Genomic DNA, 22,030 nt, shown 5'->3' with positions numbered 1-22,030 from the left:
GGTCGGGGTCGGGGTCGGGGCCGGGGGGTGGCCTGCCGACCGGGGGCTGCGTGGCTCCACGTTGGTGCCTGCGCTCTACAGACCAGCCGGATTACCCGTGGCGCGCGCCCCTTTGCCAGGGGGGCCGGCAACGTCGCGCGGCCATCCCGGCTGTGGTATCGCGTGGGGCGGTCTACTTCTTCTGCTGCGCCTCGGCCACGGCGCGGTCGATCTCGGCGCGGTGCTGCACGTACTCCTCGTTCTGCGTGGCGAGCTGCGACGCCAGGGCCTTCAGCAGCCGCTGGTCGAAGGCGCGGGCGGCGCTTTCGTCGTTGCGCATGCGCGCAGCGCGGGCGGCGAGCACGAGCCCCAGCAGATGATCGGCCTGCCCCTGCAAAATGGTATCGGCCTGCGCCTTGGCGATCTCGGGGTTGTTGGCCACCTCGCCAATGCGCCCGAAATGATAGCGCTCGTCGGCCGTGGGGCTCTCGAGCATCTCATGCGACGCCAGCGCCATGGGCGAGAAGAAGGCCACCGAGTCGACGGCGCCCGCCTCGGCGTACGTCATGATACGGCTGTACAGCCGATTGGCCCGGTCGCTGGGCGACATGTTGGTGATGTCGGGCGGCGCGCCACCGGCGCCACCGGCAAACGGGGCGCCGCCGGCCGGGGCTCCGGCCGCAGGGCCATCGATCTCGGAGGTCGGGAGCGAGTTGGCCGAGCCATCGATGCCGGAGCCCTTGGCGGCGCCGAAGTTGCGCCCCGCCACCATGGCAATGAGCGCCAGCATCGCCACGAAGGCCACGCCCCACGGGAGCACGGCGGCCGTACCGGAGGCGGGCACCGGGCGCATGGCCGGGAGCCCCTGGCCCATGGGGGTTCCACACCGATGGCAGAAGCGGGCGCCGGCCGACAGGGCAGCGCCGCAGGCGGCGCAGAACCCCGCGCCGGCGGAAGCGTTCGAAGAAGTCATGAGTTCCGAAAGCTACTACTATACGGCATGCCCACGCCAAGCCGTTCCCTCGTTCCCGGCAGTTTGTCGGGTGCGACTGCTGCGGACATTCTCGAGCTCGCGGAAGCGCAGCAGGTGCGATTCCTCCGCCTGCAGTTCACCGACATTCTGGGCGTCATCAAGAATGTCGAGATTCCGAGCTCGCAGTTCAGAAAGGCGCTGCAGGGGGACATCATGTTCGACGGCTCATCCATCGCCGGTTTCGTACGGGTGGAAGAGTCGGACATGCTGCTCGCCCCGGATCTGTCCACCTTCCAGATCTTCCCGTGGGGCGATCCGGCGGCGCGCGTGGGGCGGCTGATCTGCGACATCACCATGCCCGATGGCACGCCGTTCGCGGGAGATCCGCGCGGCGCGCTCAAGCGCCAGCTCGCCACGGCGGCGGAGCAGGGGTACGTGATGAACGCGGGGATGGAGGCGGAATTCTTCCTCTTCAAGCCCATGGCCGACGGCCGGCCCGCCACCGACACGCACGACGTGGGGGGCTACTTCGACCTCGCGCCCATGGACCTTGGCGAAGACGCGCGCCGCGCGATCGTGGATGCGCTCGAACAGATGGGGTTCGAGGTGGAAGCGTCGCACCACGAAGTGGCCCACGGGCAGCACGAGATCGATTTCCGCTACGCCGACGCGCTGCGCACCGCCGACAACATCGCGACCTTCCGCTTCGTGGTGAAGCAGGTGGCGCGTCAGTTCGGGCTGATTGCCAGCTTCATGCCCAAACCGGTGTTCGGGCAGAACGGGAGCGGCATGCATACGCACCAGAGCCTCTTCCGCCAGCAGCAGAACAGCTTCTGGGACCCGTCGCGCGAATGGGCCTTGAGCCTCACGGCGCTGCACTACATTGGCGGGCTGCTGCGGCATGCCCGCGGCATGACGGCGGTGACGAACCCGCTGGTGAACAGCTACAAGCGGCTGGTGCCGGGGTTCGAGGCGCCGGTGAACGTGGCGTGGAGCATGCGCAACCGGTCGCCCATGATTCGCGTGCCGGAGCGTCGCGGCGCGGGGACGCGGCTCGAGCTGCGCACCCCCGACCCCGCGGCCAACCCGTATCTCGCCCTCACGGTCATGCTGGCGGCCGGCCTGGACGGGCTGGCCACGAACGCCGACTGGCGCGAACCGGTGAACACGAACATCTGGGAGCTGAGCTTCCGCGAGCGCCGGCGCCTGCGCATCGACGACCTGCCCACGTCGCTGGCCGAGGCGTGCGATGAGCTGGAGAAGGACGATGTGATCTGCGCCGCACTGGGTGAGCACATTACGCAGCAGTTCCTCGCCGCCAAGCGGGCGGAGTGGAACGAGTACAACCAGCGCGTGTCGGAGTGGGAGCTGGACCGGTACCTGGCGCGGTACTGAGTGAGGTGGCGGGTGAGGTTCGTGCTGCGGAATGGGTGACCAGCAGACGGCAGACGGCAGTCACTCCAGTGGGGCAGTGAGCAGCCACTGCGCACACCGGCTAGTTTGGCTGCGAATCGCGCGTGCGCGCACAACTTGTGAGCCCAAGAGGTCGTGATGGACCGTCGTGGTTTTCTGCAGCAGAGCGCCGGGGTGGTAGCGGGCGTGGCCGTGAGTGGCGCCTTGCCGAGCGCGATCGCGTCGGCGGCGAATGCGCCGGGCATGGCGAGCGGCGTGCTGGTCGCGCCCGACGCGGTGCTCAACCAGAGGTACCCCTTCACGCTGCCCCCATTGCCGTATGCCGCCAACGCGGTGGAACCGGCGGTGGATGCGCAGACCATGGGCATTCATCATGACCGGCATCATGCCGCCTACGTGACGAATCTCAACACCGCCCTCGCGTCGCAGAGTGCGCTGCACCAGTACACGTTGGGCGAACTGCTCATGGGGCTGCGGCGCTGGCCGGCGCCGGTGCAGACGGCCATTCGCAACAACGGGGGCGGGCACGCCAATCACGCGCTGTTCTGGAATCTGCTGGCGCCGGGGGCGGCCAGCGCCGCGGCGCCCACCGGTCGGCTGGCGGAGATGATCACGCGCGACTTCGAGTCGGTGGCGGCACTCAAGGCGGCCATGAAGACCGCAGCCGTGGGGCAGTTCGGCAGCGGCTGGGCGTGGCTGGTGAAGACGGCCACGAATCGTCTGGCGGTGCGCGGACTCCCCAACCAGGACTCACCGCTGCTCGAGGGGGAGCTGCCCATCGTGGGGATCGACGTGTGGGAGCACGCGTACTACCTCAAGTACCAGAACCGCCGCGCCGACTACGTGGACGCACTGCTGGCCCGCATCAACTGGGACGTGGCGGGCGCGCAGGTGGGGTAATCGCGTAGGCGATCGGAACCAGGCTGGGCGTCACTCGTTGATCGGCATGGCTCGAATCGTCATCACCACCTGGGGTTCGTTCGGCGATGTGAATCCCTACCTGGCGCTCGGTCTCGGGCTGCGCGCGCGGGGGCACGAGCCGGTGCTGTGCATGCCGCCGTACTACGAGCCGGTCATTCGCCAGGCGGGGTTGGCATTCGCGCCGGGGGCCCCCGACGCCGACCCGGCGCTCGATCCGGACATGGTGCGCAAGTGTTTGCATCCCTATCGCGGCGCCGAATCGATCTTTCGCGAGGTGCTCATTCCGGCGCTGGGCGAGGCGCACGAGCGGCTCACGGCGGCGGTGCAGGGGGCCGATCTCGTGGTCACGCACCCCGGCGCCCTGGCGGCGCCCATCGTCATGGCGCAGCAGCGCCTGCCGTGGGTGAGCACGGTGCTCTCGCCGCTCAACTTCATGTCGGCGTACGACCCCATTCTGCCCCCCATGGCACCGTGGCTGCGTCACGTGCCGTATGCGGTGCATCTGCGCTACGCCGACTGGATTGCCGGCGGCGGTCGCCAGGTGGCGGCGCGGTGGATGGAGCCGGTGCAACAATTCCGCGCGTCGCTGGGGTTGCCGCGATGCAAGGACCCGCTGTTCGAGGGGCAGCATTCGCCGTACGCGGTGCTGGCGCTGTATTCCGGCGTGTTCGGGGGGCCGTACCCCGACTATCCGGCGCAGGTCACCATCACGGGGCAGCTGCGCTACGACGCCCCGCACGGCGATGCGCTTTCACCGGAGCTCGAGGCGTTCCTGCACGCCGGTGATCCGCCGCTGGTGTTCACCCTGGGCAGCTCGGCGGTGGAGATGGCGGGACGCTTCTGGGAAGAGAGTCTCGATGCCCTGCAGCGGTTGGGCCGGCGCGGGGTGCTGCTGGTGGGGCGCAAGGAGCTGCCACGGGTGGCGCGCCTGGCCACCGACCGGGCGCTCGTGGTGGATGCGGCGCCGCATTCGCAGCTCTTTCCCCGTGCCGCAGCCGTGGTGCATCCGTGCGGCATGGGGACGCTGGGGACCGCGCTCGCCTCGGCGGTGCCGCAGCTGGCGGTGCCCCACGCCAACGATCAGCCCGACAACGCCTGGCGCCTCACCCGCTTGGGCGTGGCGCGCACCGTGTACCCGCCGCGCTATCGCGGGTGGCGGGTGGCCACGGAGCTGCGCGCGCTCCTCGATATGCCGTCGTATCGGGAGCGCGCGCAGGCGCTGGCTGCGGTGGTGCAGCGCGAAGACGGGGTGGGTACCGCGTGCGATGTCATCGACCGCGTGCTCACGCGGGGCGCCGTTCCAGCGCCCAGGTCGTGAAGGTCCCGCCGAGGTGGAGGTGCCGGCGCGGGCCGGCCGCCTGGGGGTAGACGTCGTGGGTGAGCCCGCCCACCGATGCCGCGGTGCGGTGTATGGCCATGGGATATCTTCCGCGCGGTCGGGTACCGCGGTGCCACCGGGCGTTGCGCCGTGGCCGTACCTGCCTGCGGGTGTTCCGTTACCGGGATTCATCATGTCTCGCTCTGTTCGCCGCCCTGCGCGTGGTGCACATCGCCACGCGGTGGCGCGCCTCCTGTCGGCCTTGGCGCTGGTCGCGTTCGCGTCCGTGCTCGTTCCGCGCCCCCTCAATGCGTGGGGTGATCATGGCCATCGGCTCATTGGCCTGGTGGCGGCCACGACCATGCCCGCCGACATGCCGGCATTCTTTCGCGAGGCGGCGCCACGATTGGCGTATCTCAACCCGGAGCCCGACCGCTGGAAGAATCGCGCGGAACGCCAGCTCGACCCGGCGCTCGACGGAGGCTCTTCGCCGGAGCATTTCATTGACAGCGATCTGGTGACCAGCGAGCAGTTGTCGCGCGCGCTGGCGGCGCGCGACCGGTGGGCGTTTGCCGATTCGCTGCGTGGCTACGGGGTGTCGCCGCAGGTCATGGGGGTGCTGCCCTTCACGATGCTCGAGTACCTCTCGCGCCTGCGCACGGCGTTCCGTCTGTGGCGCGTGGCTCCCGACAGCACCGTGCGCGCGTGGATCGAGCAGCGCATCATCGATGACGCCGGCATCCTGGGGCACTTCGTGGCCGACGGGTCCAATCCGCATCACACCACGAAGCACTTCAACGGCTGGGTGGGCGAGAACCCCAAGGGCTACACCACCGACACGCGGTTTCACGGCCGCTTCGAATCGCAGTTCGTGCAGGCGCACGTGAAGGAAGCCGACCTGCGCGCTGCGGCCACCGCGGCGCCACAGGTGTTTGCCGATGTGCGCGGTGCGGTCGTGACGTATCTGCAGCGCACCCATCAGTACGTGGATTCGCTCTATGCGCTGGACACGGCCACGCCGTTCCGCGAGGAGTCGGCCACCCCGGAGCAGAAGGCCTTTGCCGTGTCGCGCATGGCGGCGGGGGCCACGATGCTGCGCGACCTCTGGTACACGGCCTGGGTGACCAGCGCCCGGCCCTGACGCGCGGGTCGGTGCCCGCGCTTTCCGGGCTATATTCTCCGCATGGCCTCGTGGTTATCGCGTCTCCTGGGCGGCAGCGCGCCGGCCGCCCCGCTTCGGCTGCACGGCATCCCGGTCGCGTTGCGCAACACGCACCCCGCGATCGCCGACGAGGCGGTCCTCGAGCGACTGGCCGAATCGCTGGCCCTGGTGGCCACGTACGCGCCGGAGCGCCTGCGGCACATGCAGCGTGATGTGCGTGCCATTCGGGTGGAGCGATTCCCTACCCGCGGTGCCTTTCTGCCCGGCGAGCGGGTCATCCTCACCGAACTCACGTTTCTGGCGCGCCGCGACATCAGTGCGGCGCCGGTGGCATCGAGCATCCTGCACGAGGGGGTGCATGCGCGGGTGCACGCGTTCCGGGCGCGGGTCGGGCGTGGCGTACCGGCGGCCGACGACATGGCGCGCGAGGAGCGCCTGTGCCGCCGCGCCGAGCTGTCGTTCGGGCGCCGTCTGCCGCCGGAGCTGGGCGCGCCCGTTGTCGAACGCGCCCTGGCGTCGCTGGCGCTTGCCGACCATCACGTGGCGCCCACCGTGGACTGGGCCTTGGCGCGTGAGCGTCAGGAGCGCGTGGATCGGGGCGAGCGGTAGCCGCGCCGGCGTACGGTGCCCCGCCCGCTCGCGGCGTGCCTACGGGGCGCTGGCGGTGTTGAGGTTGTAGCGCATGATGCCGGCGTGCGGGCCGGTCGGATCGCGCTCGAGGGTGTACACATCGCCGCCGGGGCCGGGCGCGGCGTGCACGAGCGCCAGAATGGCACGGCGCTGGTCGTCGTTCAGCGTGAGCGCGAGCGCGGCGCAGGTGGACGCCAAATGCGCGGCGTGCCGTGCGCCCACGATGACAGCGGTGATATCCGGTTCGTCGAGCATCATGCGCATGGCCACGGCGCCCACGGTGGTGTCGTGCGCCACCGCCACCTCGGTAAGGCAATCGAGCAGCTGCTGAAAGGCGTGCCAGCCGCCGAACTCCTCGATGATGAGCCGGTACTTCACCAGCGAACGATTCTCGAGCGGTTCGGCCGGTGCCGGTACCCCGTGCCAGCGCTCGTGAAAGAACCCGCCCGCCAGCGCGCCGTAGGCCAGCAGTCCGATCTGATGGGCGCGGCAGTAGGCGGCCATGTCGCGCAAGGCGCGCCGGTCGAGCAGCGAGGCCTGGACCTGATGCGACACCACCGGTACGCCCGACTCGACGATGGCCTGCACATGCGCCGTATCGAAGTTGGTGAGGCCGATATGCCGGATCTTGCCGGCTCGCTGCAGGGTGGCCAGGTGCCCCGCCGCCTCCAGCCAGCGCGGCGCCGCGTAATCCCACCAGTGGAACTGCACGAGGTCGAGCGTGTCCACGCCGAGCCGCCGCAGCGACCGATCAATGAGCGCCTCGATGTGCGCGAAGGTGAGCACCGGCAGCAGGTCGCGATCGGGCACGCACTTGGTGTGCACGCGCACGGGCGGGGCGTTGGGGCCATGCCGCTCCCGCCACGCGCGCAGGAACTCGCCAATGAGCTCCTCCACGCCGGTGTAGATGTCGGCACAATCGAAGGCCGTGATGCCCGCTTCGGCAAAGGCCATCATGTCGGCGATGGCACTCCGGCGGTCCACCGGCCCGTGCCCGCCGGCGAGCTGCCACCCGCCCTTGATGAGCCGCGGGATGGCGTACCCGGGTGCCAGCAGCTGCTGGGGCACGACGCTCACGGCTGAGGACTCGGCAGCGGGACCAGTGTGACGTCGGCGTGGCGGAAGGTGCTCGTCCCGATGCGCGAGATGCGAAAGCGCCCCCCGCAGTGCGGATCAGGGCACGCGATGTCGGCGTCGGTGGTCATCCAGTCGTTGGGGTGGGTGGGGCGCTGTTTGGCGGGGAGCAGCGGCAGCAGCGCCGCGAGCGGATAGAGCGGGAACGTCTGCCCTGGCGGGAACTCCAGATTCTCGCCGCGCAGCGTGAAGAAATCGCCCGCCCGGTGGTTGCACACCATGGGACGGTCGGTGGCAATCACCTCCACGCGCAGGTCGAAGAGCGTGAAGGCATCGGGGGCGGCCGCCACCGGATCGGGGGGCACTGGCGAATCAGTCATAGCGGCAGGATATGGCGGTTGCTCCGGCGGGGCGAGGGGGAGAGAGTTGTAGCCATGCCGCGCCCATTCGCGTTCCTATTGTTGGCAATCTGCCTGGTCACCGCCTGGTGGCTGGTGCGGGGCGTGCCGCGGCCGGTGACCGACGCCATGGACGATGCCCTCTGGGAGCCGTGCGTGGCCCGGTACGCGGCGGCCCGGACCCCCGGGGACACGCAGTTGGCAGACGGGTATATCCTCAAGCCGCGGGCGCGCTTCTCGAAGGCCATTACGTGCGGAAGCGAGCGCGACCGCAGGGCGAAACGTCCGGCGCGCTGAGCGGCCTGCCCGCTAGCGTTCCCGGTGGCCACTGCGTTGAATCACATGGCCGGTCGACACACCCATTCCGTTATGACACCCACCCGATTCCCCTCCTCGTCGCCGCTGCTGTTGGCGCTGGTGCTCGGCGGCACCCTCCTGAGCGGTTGTGCCAGCGCCACGGCCGGCGCGGGGCGCGACCTGCGTTTCCAGCCGGGCGACGCCGGCGCCATTGCCCGGGCGCGCGCCGACAGTCTCCGCTACCCGTACACGAAGGCCGATATCGACTTCATGACGGGGATGATTCACCATCATGCCCAGGCCATCGTGATCTCGCGGTGGGCCGTCTCGCACGGCGCCGACGCGGCGGTGCAGCGCCTCACGGCGCGCATCATCAACGCGCAGACCGACGAGATCCACCTCATGCAGACGTGGCTCAAGGATCGGTTGCAGCCGGTGCCCACGGTGGATTCCACCGGCGCGGTGACGATGCCGGCGGCCGCCGGTGCCGCCGCCGGGGGCCATGATATGCACGCCATGCACGCCGGCCATGACATGTCCGGGATGGGTGGCATGATGATGCCGGGCATGTTGAGCGATGCCCAGCTCAAGGAGCTCGACGCGGCGCGTGGTGCGGAGTTTGACCGCCTCTTCCTCACCTTCATGATCCTCCATCATCGCGGCGCGGTGACGATGGTGAAGACGCTTTTCACGAGCGATGGCGCTGGCCAGGACGAAACGATCTTCAAGTTCGCCAACGACGTGGAAGTGGACCAGAGCACCGAGATCAAGCGCATGTACACCATGATGCTGGAGCGCGGGTGGGTACCACCGGCGTGAGCGTGGGTGTGCGCCGCGGGACGCGGTAACGCAACAGCAGACGGCAGACGGCAGGAACCACAGACGGCAGACGGGAGGCGCGACGTTCCCGGCATCCGACCCTCTTCACTCCCACCTTCCCCCCTTCCTCACGCAACGCATGAACTTCTCCACCACACGCATCATGCTCGCGGGCGCCGCCGTGGCCCTCGCGGCCTGCGCGCCAGCCAAGAAGCCGCAGACCGCGGCGAATCCGGCGATGGACCCGCGCAACGACCTCAAGTCCGGTCTGTTCGACGCCGGTGAGTTCACCTCGAACATGAAGGTCGTGGGCAAGGCGGTGTCGCCCAACGGGTTCCTGGGGATCACCAACTCCGACCTCGCCTTCACGGGCAACTACGCCATTCAGGGCAACTACAACGGCCCGGTGGTGTGGGACATCAGCAACCCGTCGAGCCCGAAGCTCGTGGTGGCCTACGAGTGCCCTGCCTCGCAGAACGACGTCTCGGTGTACAAGAACCTCATGTTCATGTCCGCCGAGGCGCAGAACGGCCGCATCGACTGCAAGCCGGGCGGTGTGCGCGAGGCGGTGAGCAAGGAGCGCATGCGCGGGGTGCGCGTCTTCGACATCAGCAACATCCGCGAGCCCAAGCTCGTGGCCAATGTGCAGACGTGCCGCGGCTCGCACACGCACACGGTGCTGGAAGACCCGAAGGATCGCGAGAACGTCTACATCTACGTCTCCGGTTCGTCGGGCATTCGGCCGAGCAGCGAGCTGGCCGGCTGCGCAGGGGATGTGTCGGCGAACGATCCCAACTCGTCGCGCCTGCGCATCGAAATCATCAAGGTGCCGCTCGCCGATCCCGCCAAGGCGGCGGTCGTGGGGCGTGCGAACATCTTTGCGGGGCTCAAGGAGCCGCCGCGTCACGGGTTGTCCGATGCCGACAAGGCAGCGGCAACGCAGCAGCTGGCGGCGGCCCGCGCGGCCGGGGCCTTCATTGCGAAGAACCCGCAGAGCGGCGCGGACATCATGGCGCCGGGGCAGATCGTGCGTCCGCTGCTCGACAGTCTGGCCAGGGCGCGCGGCGCCAGCACGCCGAACGGCGCCGACAGCGCCGCGGCGCGCCCGCTGGTGCAGCAGGCCATGAACCGCATCTTCGCCAACCCGGCCGGCGGCAACACCAACAGCGGTGAGGTGAGCGAGCGCTCGCAGTGCCACGACATCACGGTGTACCCGGCGCTCGGCCTGGCGGGTGGCGCGTGCGAAGGGCACGGCATTCTGATGGACATCAGCGATCCGGTGAACCCGGTTCGCCTCGACGCCGCGGCCGACTCGAACTTCGCCTACTGGCACTCGGCCACGTTCAACAACGACGGCACCGCGATGCTCTTCAGCGACGAGTGGGGCGGCGGTGGCGCGCCCAAGTGCCGGGCCGGCGACAAGCCGGAGTGGGGTGCGAACGCGATCTTCGACATCGTGCCCAACCCGCAGACCGGCAAGAAGCAGCTCAAGTTCCGCAGCTACTACAAGATTCCCACGTACCAGAGCTCGAACGAGAACTGCGTGGCGCACAACGGGTCGCTCATCCCGATCCCCGGCCGTGACATCATGGTGCAGGCCTGGTATCAGGGCGGCATCTCGGTGTTCGACTGGACGGACACGCAGAACCCGAAGGAGATTGCGAGCTTCGACCGCGGTCCGGTGGATGGTTCGCGCATGGTGATGGGCGGCTCGTGGTCGGTGTACTGGTACAACGGCAACATCGTGAGCTCGGAGATTGCGCGCGGTCTGGACGTGGCGCAGCTCGTGCCCAGCGAGCACATCTCGCAGAACGAAATCGATGCGGCCAACACGGTGAAGTGGAGTGAGCTGAACGCGCAGGGGCAGCCGAAGATCTCCTGGCCGCCCAGCTTCCCGCTGGCCAAGGCGTTCACCGACCAGCTGGAGCGCAAGGGGTGTGCGGCGGGCGCGGTGAGCGCGCTGCGTACGCAGATCGCGGCGGCCGAGAAGGCCACCGGCGCGGCGCGCAACAGTGCACTCGACGCGGCGGTGTCGGCGGCGGAAGGGGCACGCGGCTGCGATGGCAAGAAGACCGACCTGCTGAAGAAGGCGCTGCAGGACCTGCGCGCGCCGGCGATGTAAGGCGTCACGCGATCGTGGCTGATGCCGTCTGATCGCGGCTGTGGCGGCGCGCCTCTCCTCGGGGAGGCGCGCCGCGTTGTTTTCCCACCTCACAAGGAGCGGCGGTGACCCGCACAGCGGCAACCCCGGCAGCGACGGCCCGCCACGGAGGCACCCCCTTCGGCGTGCTGCCCACCGGCGACACGGTGCACCGGTTCACGCTCGCCAACGGCGACGTGACCATGCGGGTGCTCGACTACGGCGGCATCGTGCAGTCGCTCGAGACGCCCGACCGGCAGGGCATCCGCCAGGATGTGGTGCTGGGCTTCGATGATCTCGAGGGCTACCTGCATCGGTCGCCGTACTTCGGCGCGCTGATCGGCCGCTATGGCAACCGGATTGCCACGGGACGCTTCACGCTCGACGGCACGACGCACACGCTCGCCGCGAACAACGGCCCGCACGCGCTGCACGGCGGCCTCACCGGCTTCGACAAGGTGCGCTGGCAGGTCCTCGACGCCACCGACCGCAGTCTCGTGCTCCGCCACGTGAGTCGCGACGGTGACGAGGGATATCCCGGCACGCTCACGGCAACCGTGACCTACACGCTCACGGCCGACAACCGCTGGGTGATCGACTACGAGGCCACGACCGATCGGGCCACGCCGGTGAATCTCACGCAGCATACGTACTGGAACTTGCGGGGCCACGGGGCGGAGCCGGTGCTGCAGCACGAGCTGCAGCTGGTCGCCGACGCCTTCACGCCCGTGGACGCCACGCTCATTCCCACCGGCGTGCTGCAGCCAGTGGCCGGCACGCCGTTCGACTTCCGCACGCCGCAGCCGATTGGCGCCCGCATAGATGCGGCCCACGAGCAGTTGCGCCACGGCAGCGGCTACGACCACAACTTCGTGCTGGCCGGGCCGGGCGATGCCGCCGGGGTGCGGTTCGCCGCGCAGGTGCGGGAGCCCGCCACCGGACGCACGCTGGCCATGTCCACCACCGAACCTGGGGTGCAGTTCTACGTGGGCAACTTCCTCGACGGCCGCATCACCGGAAAGGGTGGGGCCGTGTACGCGCGGCACAGCGGTTTCTGTCTTGAAGCGCAGCATTTTCCCGACTCGCCCAACCAGCCGGCGTTTCCCTCGACCATTCTGCGCCCCGGCGAGCGGCGCACGTCGCGCACCGAGTACGCGTTCGGGGTGGATACACAACAGCCGTGAATGGACCCCCCTCCGAGTCCGTCCACGGCTGCTGTGGCCCTGCCCCTCTCTCTGGCGTGGTGATACTCCAGCGCCACCCCCGGGTTCCACCCCTTTGGTATTCCGGTTCCGGGGTGGATACCCCGGCGGCCGCGTCAGCGCCTCGTCATCTCGCTTTCGCGACATCGTGCGGCCTGAGGCCGAGTTGACCGCACGGTTCGTCGTCGTCCGGGGGAAATGCGCGCGGTGCGTCAGCGAAACGTCATCTCCGGGGACACGAATTGCCGTTTTCGGGACGTGGCGCGTGGATCATGTGACAAATCGCGCCCTCTCACTATTGACGACGGTCGCATACTGGGCGTGTACGCCTGCCGCGCCTGTCCCGAGAGTCGGTGACGGGCGCCGGTGGCGCTCATTGACCTGACCGTCGGGACGTTGTGTATGGGCTTGCATGACCATGTGCCGCACATGGTGTACGGACCGCGCCGCTCGCTGGAGACGCGCGCGTCGGAAACCGATCGGCGTGACCGTGTGCTGGGGTGTCTGCTGGGGGGCGCTGTGGCCGATGCGCTGGGGGCGCCGCTGGAGTTCCGCAACAGCAAGGATATCGTGGCCCTGTTCGGTCCACGCGGCCTGCGTGATTTCGTGCCGCTGCACGGCACGCTGGGGGCGATCACCGACGACACCCAGCTCATGCTCTTCACCGCCGAAGCGTTGTTGCGCGTGCGGGTCATGTCGCACGGGTATCGCACCTACTATCCGCCCACCATCCTGCGCAACGCGATGCGGCGATGGCTCATGACGCAGCGCCACATCGGGCCGCTCCCCGATCATCTCGACAGCGCGCGCGGCTGGCTGCTGGACATTCCGGCGTTGTGGGTGGAGCGGCAACCCGACAAGGTCACCATGATCGCCCTCAAGCGCCCGGGGCTGGGTACGCCGGAAGAGGCGATCACCGACTCGGCGGGAGCGGGCGCGATGGTGCGCTGTGCCCCGGCGGGCATGTTTCCGCAGGACGACCCGTTCCGACTGGCGTCGGAGATCACCGGCATCACGCACGGCAATCCGCACGCGCTGGTGGCTGGTGGTTACATGGCGGTGATCATCTCGCAGCTCATGTATGGCACCACCATTCAGGTGGCGGTGGAGGCGGCCATCAGTCGCGGGCTGTACATAGCGGGGCAGCGTGAACCCACACTGACCATTCGGGACGCCATCGAGCGTGCCAACCAGGTCCGCTTTGCCGGCATCGACCCGGGATGGTTCGAGCTCGAGCAGGTGGGGGATGGCAAGCTGGCCCACGATGCGCTGGCCGTGGCGCTCTACTGTGCGCTCTGTCACCCCGAGCCCACCCAGGACAGCTTCGAGAAGGCGGTCACGCTGGCGGTGAATCACTCCGGCAACAGCGTCGTGATTGGTGCGCTCACCGGGCAGATCCTGGGCACCATGCATGGCCTGTCCGTCATTCCGCCGCGGTGGCTCGAGCAGCTGGAGCTGCGTGACGTCATCGTGGCCATGGCCGAGGATCTGGCAACCGAGCATGTGCCCGGTCCGGAGTGGAAGCGGCGGTACCCGCCGCTGTGACGCACACGGCAAGTCACGGAACCGCACGGAACGCCGCCGTCAGGCCTGCACGTGCGCCGGATCCATGTAGAACGGCTCCCAATGGTGGCCGTCGAGATCGTTGAAGCTCGCCGACGCACAGGTTGGGGAAGATCATGCGGGGCATGGCCGTGAAGGCAGAGGGTGGGGGCCGCCCATGTGCTCGCCCTCGAGCACGTGAGCATGCCGGGGAGCAGTTGACAGCGGCGGGGGAACCTCTGCATTTGCAGGGGTGGACAACGTTACGCATGGACTCGCAGGACTGCTGGTCGCCGATGCGGCGGCGCACTGGTTGGAGCGACGCGGGGTCACCGTCACTCCTCGGCAGCGGCGCACCCTGAGCGTGTTGGGCGTGGTCGCGGCCGAGTTTCCGGACAGCGATCTCGTCTACTCCGGCCCGTTGCTGGACATGGGGCCGCTGGGGTATCTGCTGCACCATCGCGGGCATACCCACACGCTGGTGTGGGCCGTGGTGAGCGCCCTGCTGTTGTGGCTGGTGGCCAGGTGGTACGCCGGGCGTGATGGGGCGCCGATGCCCGCACGGCTGCCACGCGTGCTGCTGCTGGTGGCGCTCATGGGCACGTTGTCGCACATCCTGCTCGACTGGACGAACAGCTACGGCGTGCATCCCTTCTGGCCGCTCAACGGCCGCTGGTACTACGGCGATGCGGTGTTCATCGTGGAGCCGTGGCTGTGGCTGGTGGCCATTCCGCCGCTCTACTGGAACCGCCCGGGTGCGTTCGGCCGCTCGCTGCTGGGGTTCTTCTTCGTCGCCATCCTCGCGGCGGTGCTGCTGCTGGGGCAGGTGGCGGCCGACGTGGTGGTCGTGCTGCTGGTGTTCGCGGTACTGTGGCCGCTGGCGCAGTGGACACTGGGGGCGCCAACGCGCACGCTGAGCGGCATGGCGGCGTGGACGGCAATCACGGTGGGGTTCTTTGCGGCATCGCGCACCGCGGAGGCGAGCGTGCGCGACGCCGTGGCGGGCAGCGGCGCAGGGCCCCGTGACGAAGCGCTCGTGCTCGATGTGGTCCTCACCCCCGGTCCTGGTGATTGGGGGTGCTGGACAGCACTGGTGATGAGTCGTCGGCAGGATGTGTACACGGTGAGTTCCGCCTTCGTGGCCCCGTTCCCCGCGGGGCGTTCGCTCGCCCGCTGCACCTCGGGCTACCAGGCCGGGCGTGTGGGTGGCGATGTGCTCACGGGACTGCGCGCGCAGGCCGCTCCGGTGTTCGCGGCAAGTGCCCGTGTGCAGTGGCGATCATCGTGGAGCACGCCGGTGGATTCGCTGGTGTCGCTCGTGCACTCCCGGTGCGAGGTGGAGGCGGCGCTGCATTTCATGCGCGCGCCCGTGTGGCAATCGCTGGGGAACGGTCGCCTGCGGTTGAGCGATGCCCGCTTCGGGGTCACCGGCGGGGGCTTCAGCGAAATCGAAATCCCCACCACTGGCGCCTGCACCCTGCGTGATCCGTGGATTCCCGGCTGGACGCCGCCGCGCGCGGAGCTGTTGCCGTAGGCCGGGGCGTGTGGTGCTCCGGGTTTCCGGCTCACTTCCTGTCAGGTGCCCGCCCCGCCGCCGATGTTCGCGGGGAACCCGCCGTTCAGGGACGACAGGTGGGGGCGGGGCCGATCTGCTCGCCGGGGCGTAGCGGCGTGACCGCGAGATACTGCACGCGAGCCGGAGTGGTGGGGGCCAGGGTAATGCGTACGCGGAGATTGCCGCTGGCGCACGCCAGCTTCCACTCGCCGCGCAACGCATTCTCCACCCACATCTCGCCGTCGGGGCGGCAGTTGCCGCCGGCCGCACTGACCTGGCGCGCCAGGTCGGCCGCGCGCCGTGATTGGCTTTCGTCGCGGTACAGGTTCATGGCCGCGATGCTGTCGGCCAGCGGCGCACGCCAGCCGGTGGTGACGAGCCGCGTGACCTGCTCGCGCATCGCGCTGAGCACCGGTGCCGGGCGCACGGTACGCGGCACGAGCCCCCCGCTGCGCTTGAGCGCCGCAAAGGCTTCGTCGACGGGCGTGTTCCAGCCGGTGTAGGTGAGGTTGCCCAGCGCAATGATGCCCACGCCGTACTCGGGGAGCCAGCGCATCTGTGAGCCGAAGCCAGGCAAGCCACCGCTGTGCGCCACGATGTGTGCGAACTCGCAGTTCTGCGACACGCGCAAGCCGTAGGCATAGCCGCCGGCATTGAGCGACAGGGCGCCGCCGGCCGTGCGGGACGCCGTGGCGCCGGCGTAGCGCCAGAGCTGCTGCATCTCGCGTAGCGACGAGCGCTTGAGCACCGGCGATTCGGCTCCGTCGCGTGCCGGCCACGCGCTCAACATGAGCCCCACCCAGCGCGACAGATCGGCGCTGCTGGTGAGCATGCCGCCCATGGCACCGAAGGAGCCGTCGGGGAGCGGCGGCTCCTCGAGCCACTGGCCATCCTGCAGACGATAGCCGTGCGCCAGTCGCGCGGCGGGCACCTCACGCGCTTCCATGGTCGTGCTGGTCATGCCGAGGGGACGCAGCACCCGGTCCTTGATGTACCGGGCGTACGGCACGCCGCTCACGTTCACGACAATGCGCCCGAGAATGGCGAAGCCGAAGTTGCTGTACTCGTAGGCCACGCCCGACACGTTCGCGAACGGAATGCCGGCGCGCATGAGACGCGAGAGGCCGGCCTCAGTGGCGTCGAGCTGCTGATCGCCCCAGGGATTGTCCTCGGGAAAGCCGGCCGCGTGCGTGAGCAGGTGCCGAATGGTGATGCGCGGCGCATCGCTGGTGGCGTAGCGCAGCTGCCGGAGCTCCGGGACATACTTCTCGGCCGGATCGTCGAGCTGCAGGCGGCCCGCGTCGCGCAGCTGCAGAATGGCGAGCGCGGTGAAGCTTTTCGTCATGCTGGCGATGCGGAACACGGTGCTGGTATCCACGCGGGCGCCGCTCGGCACTTCGCGCAGGCCATGCGCCGCCACGTGCAGCAGCCGGCCATCAACAACGATGCCGTAGGCGATACCGGGGGCGCGGGTGCGCTCCATGAACGTGCGCATGACGCTGTCCACCGCCGGGATGGTGCGGGCCAGCGTGCCGAGCCGGTCGGGATCGTCGAAGGCGGGCGGTGGGGCTACGCTGGACTGCGCGCCGGCGGTGGCCGTGGCGGCGGCGCCGAGGCAGAGTGCGGTGGCGACCAGCAGGGCGTAGGGAGGCATCACGCGGAAGCTCGGCACTAGGGGATCTGCAAGAGATCGTCGAGGAGGGTGGCGCCGAAGGCGGTGGATGGGGTGTGATAACCCGTCGCGGGCGCTGCCGCCAGCACGCGCCGTGCGCACTCCGCGGCGGCGATGGCCGTGAACCGATAGCCTTCGGGGACCGTGGCGGTCTCTTCGACGGTGCGTCCGTCGGGGTGCGTGACCCGACCCCAGAGCTGCATGCGGGCGCTGGCGCGCACGGTGGCGGAGGGGCCGCTCACCCGGGCGTCGATCTGCCGCTCGGTGAACCGGCGCACGGCGGGAAGGGCGAGCAGCGGCTGCAGCAGCGACAGGAGCGGCAGCAGGCGCCTGGTGGCGGGCGGGAGCGCGAGGTACGTGTGCACGTTGGGGATCTTCGTGCTCCACTGCGCGGTGCTCACATCACCCCACGGAATGGTGATGGCGGTGCGTGGCCGGTCGCGAAAGGGGATGCGTTGCGTGCGCCAAGCGCGCGGCACGGTCACGATGCGGCCATCCTGCCGGATGGCGCCGTCTCTGCCGCCCAGGAGCATGGTTTTGAGGGTGCCCCGGCTGAAACCGCCACCGCCCGCGAAGGCCAGCTCGAGCAAGGTGGCGCCGGGGAGCTGCGGGGCGAGGCGGGCGGCGAGGCAGTCGGTGGGGACCACATCGAAGCCCACGCCGGGGAGGATGACGATACCACGCTGCCGCGCCGCCGTGTGCTGCAGCCGGCACGCCTCGAAGACGGCGATTTCACCGGTGATGTCGAGGTAGTGAGCCCCCACGTCGAGACAGGCCTGCACCATGGGGCCGCTGGTGCGGAAGAAGGGCCCCGCACAGTGCAGCACCACGTGCACGCCGTCGAGGATGGCGAGCAGTTCGTCGCTGGGCGGAGGGGGCGGCGTGTCCGGCGGTGCCAGGCGCGGCAGATCGGGGGAGAGGCGGCGGGAGAGGGGCGCCACGCGCGCTTCCAGTTGATGGTGCGCCGCCAGCGCGCGCACGGCCGTGGCGTTGCGCCCTGCCACGATGGGGCGCAGCCCGCGTCGCACGCACTCTTCGACAATCAGCTGGCCGGTGAACCCATTGGCGCCATAAATCAGCAGCATGCGGCGCAATATGCGACATTCTGCCAATTCCGCACGATTCGGAGTGCGCGGCCGCGGCCCGCGCCGTTTCGTGCGGGCATGCATCACGACGAGCCATCCCGATGAGCAAGCCCTTTTCTCCCGCACTGGTGGCGCGCATCCAGCAGCTGGCCGCGTTCATCGAGGCGCACGCCAGCGAACGGCTGCCGCTGGCGCGACTGGCCGGGGAAGCCCACATGAGTCCGCATCACCTGCAGCGGACCTTTCGCGCGGTGATGGGGGTCAGTCCTCATCAGTACCAGGCCGCGCGCCGGTTGTCGCAGTTCAAGGAGGCGCTGCGCACCGGACAGGCGGTGCTGGCCGCGACGTACGCCGCCGGCTACGGCTCATCGAGCCGCGTGTACGAGCAGGTGACCGGTGGGCTGGGCATGACCCCGTCGTCCTATCGGGCCGGCGGCGCCGGGGAGTCGATCGTGTACGCGGTGCGCGACACCGGCTTTGGTGCGCTGCTCATGGCGGCCACGGCGCGCGGCGTGTGCCAGGTGGAGTTCGGTGACGAGGGGGACGTGTTGGTGGCCCGGCTGCACGCGCACTATCCCCACGCCACGATCGAAGCGGCGTTGGAGTCGGCGCGCGAACCGCTCGATGCGTGGATGGAGGCGCTGGCCGCGCACGTGGAGGGGGACGGCCCCTGTCCGCAGCTGCCGCTCGATGTGCGGGGCACGGCGTTTCAGATCAAGGTGTGGCGTTTCCTGCTGCGCGTGCCCGCCGGCTCGGTGGTGAGCTACGGCGAGGTGGCGGCGGGGATTGGGCACCCGGAGGCGGTGCGGGCCGTGGGGACGGCGTGTGGCGCGAACCGGCTGGCGGTGCTCATTCCCTGTCATCGTGCGCTTCGGGCCGACGGTGGACTTGGCGGGTATCGCTGGGGGCTGGAGCGCAAGCGCGCGCTGCTCGACAGGGAGCGCGCCGGGAGCTAACCTGGGAAGACCATGACAAAAAACATTCTGCTGGCGTTCTTCTGCATTTGTGCTGGCGCGTTTGTGCCTCGCCAGATTACCGCCCAGCCCTCGCTCGTGGTGCTGGTGCGGCACGGCGAAAAGCAGCCGGCTCCGGCTGACGACCCGTCGCTGAGCGACGCGGGGGTGGCCCGGGCGCACGCGCTGGACAAGGCGCTCGCGCTCTCGGCCCCCGGCACGATCGTCGTGAGCCCGCGCAAGCGCACCGCGGAAACGGCGGCGGTGGTGCAACAGCGGGTGGGGGTGACCCCCACGGTGATTCCGCTGGATGCCCAACATGTGAAGAACGTGGCGGCGGCGGTGATGAAGGCCAGCGGGGTGGTGCTGGTGGTGGGACACTCCAACACCATTCCGGCAATCGTGAACGCGCTGGCCGGCACCACGCTGCCGGACATCTGCGACGCGAGCTACGCCACCCTGTTCCTCGTGACCCCGGCGCGCGAGGGTGGGAAGGCGCAGGTGGTGAAGTCGATGTACGGGACCCCCGACACCCTGGGGGCCGACCAGTGCGCGGGGATGACACCGCGCTAGCCGTTCGGGAGGGCGGGCGCGGGTGGTAGATTGCCACGATGCTCTCCCTCGGTATTGTCACCATCAGTGACCGCGCCTCCACGGGCGTGTACGATGATCGCTCCGGGCCCGCCATTCGCGAGGTGTTCGCGCGGTGGGTGGCCACGCCGGTTCACGAGGTCTACACGCTGGTGCCCGACGACCAGCCGGTCATCGAGGCGACGCTGCGCGAGCTGGCCGACGCGGCGCGTTGCCATCTCATCGTGACCACCGGCGGCACCGGGCCAGCACCGCGCGATGTGACCCCCGAAGCCACGCTGGCCGTGTGTGAGCGGGTGCTGCCGGGGTTTGGCGAGCAGATGCGCGCCGAAAGCCTCAAGTCGGTGCCCACCGCCATTCTGTCGCGGCAACTGGCGGGCACCCGCGGGGGCTCCCTCATCATCAACCTGCCGGGGAAGCCGGCGGCGATCGAGGAGTGCCTGCGCGCCGTCTGGGGCGCCATCCCGTACTGCATCGAACTGTTGGGCGGACCGCGGCTGGCGTTCACCGCCGAGTCGCCGCGCCATCATCGTCCGTCCTGACGTCACGCCCCGCCTTTCTTCCGCCCTCGCCGACATGAGTCTCGCCCCGGAACTCCTTCGCATTCTCGTGTGCCCCAAGAGCAAGGCCCCGCTGGAGTACCACGCCGGCCCGCCGGAGGTGCTGGTGTGTCGTGAGAGCAAGCTGGTGTACAAGGTGCAGGATGGCATTCCGGTGATGCTCATCGAAGAGGCGGAGCCGCTCGACGAGGCGGTGTATCCGCCGGCGCCGTCGGCCTCGTGAGCGAGCAGGGGGCGGTGAGCGCCAACGACAGGGCGTGGCAGGGCGCCACGCAGGTGGTGCGCGCCGGGCTGCCGCCCAAGGCGGCGGGCACGCCGTATCTGCCGGGGCCGGTGTTCGCGGCGCCCTATCATGCGCCCGGTGACCCCACGCAGTCGCCGTACACCTATGGCCGCTTTCACAACCCGTCGTGGACGCACTACGAGGCGGCGTTGGCCGCGCTCGAAGGGGGGCCGTGCCTGCTCTTTCCCAGCGGCATGGCGGCCACGGCCGCGCTGCTGGCCACGATGGTCCCGCCCGGCGGCACGCTGCTCATGCCGCAGGAGTGCTATTACACCACGCGCGTGATTGCGTCGCAGCCGTTCGACGGCGCGTGGTTCGCGTCGCAGGGCATACGGGTGATCATGGCGCCGACGGCGGGCGATGGGCTGCGTCGCGCTCTCGACGAGGCGGGGCCCGGTGGTGTGTCGCTGCTTTGGCTCGAGTCGCCCACCAACCCGGGGCTCGACGTGTGCGACATTGCCGCCCTCGCGGCGCGCGCCCACGCCCTGGGTGCACTCGTGGCCGTGGACAACACCACGGCCACCCCGCTGCTGCAGCAGCCGCTTGCCCTGGGGGCCGACTTCTGCGTGGTGTCCGACACCAAGGCCATGACGGGGCATGCCGACCTGGTGCTGGGGCACGTGGCAGCGCGCCATCCGCAGCACGTGGAGTCGCTGCGGCTGTGGCGCACGCGCATGGGAGTGATTCCCGGTCCCATGGAAGCCTGGCTGGCGCACCGATCGCTGGGCACGCTGCATGTCCGGCTCATGCAGCAGTGCCGATCGGCCATGCAGGTGGCGCAGTTCCTGGCGGCGCACGACCGTGTGCGGGGCGTGCGCTATCCCGGGCTGCCGCACGATCCCTCGTACGCCATTGCCGCCACGCAGATGGCCGCCTTCGGCGGTGTCGTGAGCTTCGAACTGGAGAGTGCCGACGCCGTCGCGCGCTTCTTCGCGCAATCGCAGCTGGTGTACGAGGCCACGAGCTTCGGCGGGTTGCACACGAGTGCCGAACGCCGCGCGCGCTGGGGTGGCGATGTGGTGTCGGAAGGGTTCGTGCGCCTGAGCGTGGGGCTGGAAGACGTGCAGGACCTGCTCGCCGATCTGGCCGCGGCGCTTCGTTGATCACCTCCTGAGTTGACCATGGATCGTCGCCATTTCCTGAACACCGCCGGCGCGGTGGCCGCCGGGGCGGCGCTCGTGCCGCAGGTCGTCCACGCGGCGGCGCCCGCCGCCGTCACCGACCCGACCCCGTCCGCCACGCAGCCGCCCGCCTTCGCCTTCGAGGAGGCCACGGCCGCCGGGCTGCTCGCGCGCATGCAGGCCGGTACGCTCACGTCGAGCACGCTCACGGCCGCGTATCTCGCGCGCATTGCGGCTATCGATGCGGCAGGCCCCCGGCTGCGCAGTGTGATCGAGGTGAACCCCGACGCCATGGCCATGGCGCGCGAGCGCGACGCCGAGCGCCGGGCGGGCCGTGTGCGT

The 22,030-nt window shown here is 69.6% G+C and carries 21 protein-coding genes and 1 pseudogene; 17 read left to right on the top strand and 5 right to left on the bottom strand.

Annotated elements, in window-relative coordinates:
• Positions 1 to 172: 172 nt before the first annotated feature.
• Positions 173 to 952 carry a zinc-ribbon domain-containing protein gene (locus LW840_RS11385; protein WP_291260455.1) on the bottom strand — a complete coding sequence of 260 codons (780 nt, stop codon included), beginning with the start codon at positions 950 to 952 and terminating at the stop codon, positions 173 to 175.
• Positions 953 to 979: 27 nt separating this feature from the next.
• Between LW840_RS11385 and glnA the strand changes: the two genes are divergently transcribed.
• The 5 genes from glnA (at position 980) to LW840_RS11360 (ending at position 6,375) form a co-directional block, all read left to right on the top strand.
• On the top strand, positions 980 to 2,347 hold the full coding sequence (gene glnA / locus LW840_RS11380; RefSeq protein ID WP_291260456.1) for a type I glutamate--ammonia ligase: 1,368 nt from the start codon (positions 980 to 982) through the stop codon (positions 2,345 to 2,347).
• Between the two features lie 261 nt (positions 2,348 to 2,608).
• On the top strand, positions 2,609 to 3,265 hold the full coding sequence (locus LW840_RS11375) for a superoxide dismutase (RefSeq protein ID WP_343213659.1): 657 nt from the start codon (positions 2,609 to 2,611) through the stop codon (positions 3,263 to 3,265).
• A 46-nt stretch (positions 3,266 to 3,311) separates the two neighbouring features.
• Positions 3,312 to 4,604: a glycosyltransferase gene (locus LW840_RS11370; protein WP_291267570.1), complete on the top strand. Its 1,293-nt coding sequence runs from the start codon at positions 3,312 to 3,314 to the stop codon at positions 4,602 to 4,604.
• 193 nt (positions 4,605 to 4,797) lie between these two features.
• On the top strand, positions 4,798 to 5,745 hold the full coding sequence (locus LW840_RS11365; RefSeq protein ID WP_291269731.1) for a hypothetical protein: 948 nt from the start codon (positions 4,798 to 4,800) through the stop codon (positions 5,743 to 5,745).
• Positions 5,746 to 5,787: 42 nt separating this feature from the next.
• Positions 5,788 to 6,375 (top strand): hypothetical protein, encoded by a 588-nt coding sequence (locus LW840_RS11360; protein WP_291260459.1) that lies wholly within the window; start codon positions 5,788 to 5,790, stop codon positions 6,373 to 6,375.
• 39 nt (positions 6,376 to 6,414) lie between these two features.
• On the opposite strand, the gene LW840_RS11355 is transcribed toward LW840_RS11360, so the two are convergent.
• Both LW840_RS11355 and LW840_RS11350 read right to left on the bottom strand, forming a co-directional pair.
• Entirely contained in the window at positions 6,415 to 7,473 is a 1,059-nt protein-coding gene (locus LW840_RS11355; RefSeq protein ID WP_291267572.1) for an aldo/keto reductase, read from the bottom strand.
• On the bottom strand, positions 7,470 to 7,850 hold the full coding sequence (locus LW840_RS11350) for a TIGR04076 family protein (RefSeq protein WP_291267573.1): 381 nt from the start codon (positions 7,848 to 7,850) through the stop codon (positions 7,470 to 7,472). The genes LW840_RS11355 and LW840_RS11350 overlap by 4 nt, the downstream gene beginning before the upstream one ends.
• A 54-nt stretch (positions 7,851 to 7,904) precedes the next feature.
• Between LW840_RS11350 and LW840_RS11345 the strand changes: the two genes are divergently transcribed.
• From LW840_RS11345 to LW840_RS11320, 6 genes are all read left to right on the top strand, one after another.
• A complete protein-coding gene (locus tag LW840_RS11345; protein ID WP_291260462.1) occupies positions 7,905 to 8,165 on the top strand; it encodes a hypothetical protein in 261 nt (86 codons plus the stop codon).
• A gap of 72 nt (positions 8,166 to 8,237) precedes the next feature.
• Positions 8,238 to 8,984, top strand: coding sequence for a DUF305 domain-containing protein (locus LW840_RS11340; RefSeq protein ID WP_291277002.1), 747 nt, complete (start codon positions 8,238 to 8,240; stop codon positions 8,982 to 8,984).
• Between the two features lie 139 nt (positions 8,985 to 9,123).
• The gene (locus LW840_RS11335) at positions 9,124 to 11,106 is read left to right on the top strand and encodes a hypothetical protein (RefSeq protein WP_291277001.1); all 1,983 of its coding nucleotides are present in this window, start codon (positions 9,124 to 9,126) and stop codon (positions 11,104 to 11,106) included.
• A gap of 164 nt (positions 11,107 to 11,270) precedes the next feature.
• The gene (locus LW840_RS11330; protein ID WP_291277000.1) at positions 11,271 to 12,308 is read left to right on the top strand and encodes an aldose epimerase family protein; all 1,038 of its coding nucleotides are present in this window, start codon (positions 11,271 to 11,273) and stop codon (positions 12,306 to 12,308) included.
• 420 nt (positions 12,309 to 12,728) lie between these two features.
• On the top strand, positions 12,729 to 13,871 hold the full coding sequence (locus tag LW840_RS11325) for an ADP-ribosylglycohydrolase family protein (RefSeq protein ID WP_291260466.1): 1,143 nt from the start codon (positions 12,729 to 12,731) through the stop codon (positions 13,869 to 13,871).
• 250 nt (positions 13,872 to 14,121) lie between these two features.
• Positions 14,122 to 15,402 (top strand): metal-dependent hydrolase, encoded by a 1,281-nt coding sequence (locus LW840_RS11320; RefSeq protein WP_291276999.1) that lies wholly within the window; start codon positions 14,122 to 14,124, stop codon positions 15,400 to 15,402.
• An 85-nt stretch (positions 15,403 to 15,487) separates the two neighbouring features.
• Here LW840_RS11320 and LW840_RS11315 read toward each other — a convergent pair whose 3' ends face one another.
• Both LW840_RS11315 and LW840_RS11310 read right to left on the bottom strand, forming a co-directional pair.
• Complete coding sequence (locus LW840_RS11315) at positions 15,488 to 17,077, bottom strand: serine hydrolase domain-containing protein (RefSeq protein ID WP_291276998.1); 1,590 nt, start codon at positions 17,075 to 17,077, stop codon at positions 15,488 to 15,490.
• A gap of 17 nt (positions 17,078 to 17,094) precedes the next feature.
• The gene (locus LW840_RS11310) at positions 17,095 to 18,180 is read right to left on the bottom strand and encodes a saccharopine dehydrogenase NADP-binding domain-containing protein (protein ID WP_291276997.1); all 1,086 of its coding nucleotides are present in this window, start codon (positions 18,178 to 18,180) and stop codon (positions 17,095 to 17,097) included.
• 101 nt (positions 18,181 to 18,281) lie between these two features.
• On the opposite strand from LW840_RS11310, the gene LW840_RS11305 reads away from it, so the two are divergent.
• The 6 genes and pseudogenes from LW840_RS11305 to LW840_RS11280 form a co-directional block, all read left to right on the top strand.
• Positions 18,282 to 19,136: a methylated-DNA--[protein]-cysteine S-methyltransferase gene (locus LW840_RS11305; RefSeq protein ID WP_291260470.1), complete on the top strand. Its 855-nt coding sequence runs from the start codon at positions 18,282 to 18,284 to the stop codon at positions 19,134 to 19,136.
• A gap of 12 nt (positions 19,137 to 19,148) precedes the next feature.
• Entirely contained in the window at positions 19,149 to 19,706 is a 558-nt protein-coding gene (locus tag LW840_RS11300; RefSeq protein ID WP_291273413.1) for a phosphoglycerate mutase family protein, read from the top strand.
• 38 nt (positions 19,707 to 19,744) lie between these two features.
• On the top strand, positions 19,745 to 20,266 hold the full coding sequence (gene mog, locus LW840_RS11295; protein ID WP_291260472.1) for a molybdopterin adenylyltransferase: 522 nt from the start codon (positions 19,745 to 19,747) through the stop codon (positions 20,264 to 20,266).
• Between the two features lie 34 nt (positions 20,267 to 20,300).
• Positions 20,301 to 20,507, top strand: coding sequence for a Trm112 family protein (locus LW840_RS11290; RefSeq protein WP_291260473.1), 207 nt, complete (start codon positions 20,301 to 20,303; stop codon positions 20,505 to 20,507).
• A 14-nt stretch (positions 20,508 to 20,521) separates the two neighbouring features.
• Positions 20,522 to 21,670, top strand: a complete 1,149-nt coding sequence (locus LW840_RS11285) for a cystathionine gamma-lyase (protein ID WP_291276996.1) — start codon at positions 20,522 to 20,524, stop codon at positions 21,668 to 21,670.
• Positions 21,671 to 21,688: 18 nt separating this feature from the next.
• Positions 21,689 to 22,030, top strand: a pseudogene (locus LW840_RS11280) (twin-arginine translocation signal domain-containing protein); the annotation flags it as partial.

This window comes from Gemmatimonas sp., assembly GCF_021298855.1.
GTDB lineage: Bacteria > Gemmatimonadota > Gemmatimonadetes > Gemmatimonadales > Gemmatimonadaceae > Gemmatimonas.
This window is presented reverse-complemented; position numbering and strand designations above follow the sequence as displayed.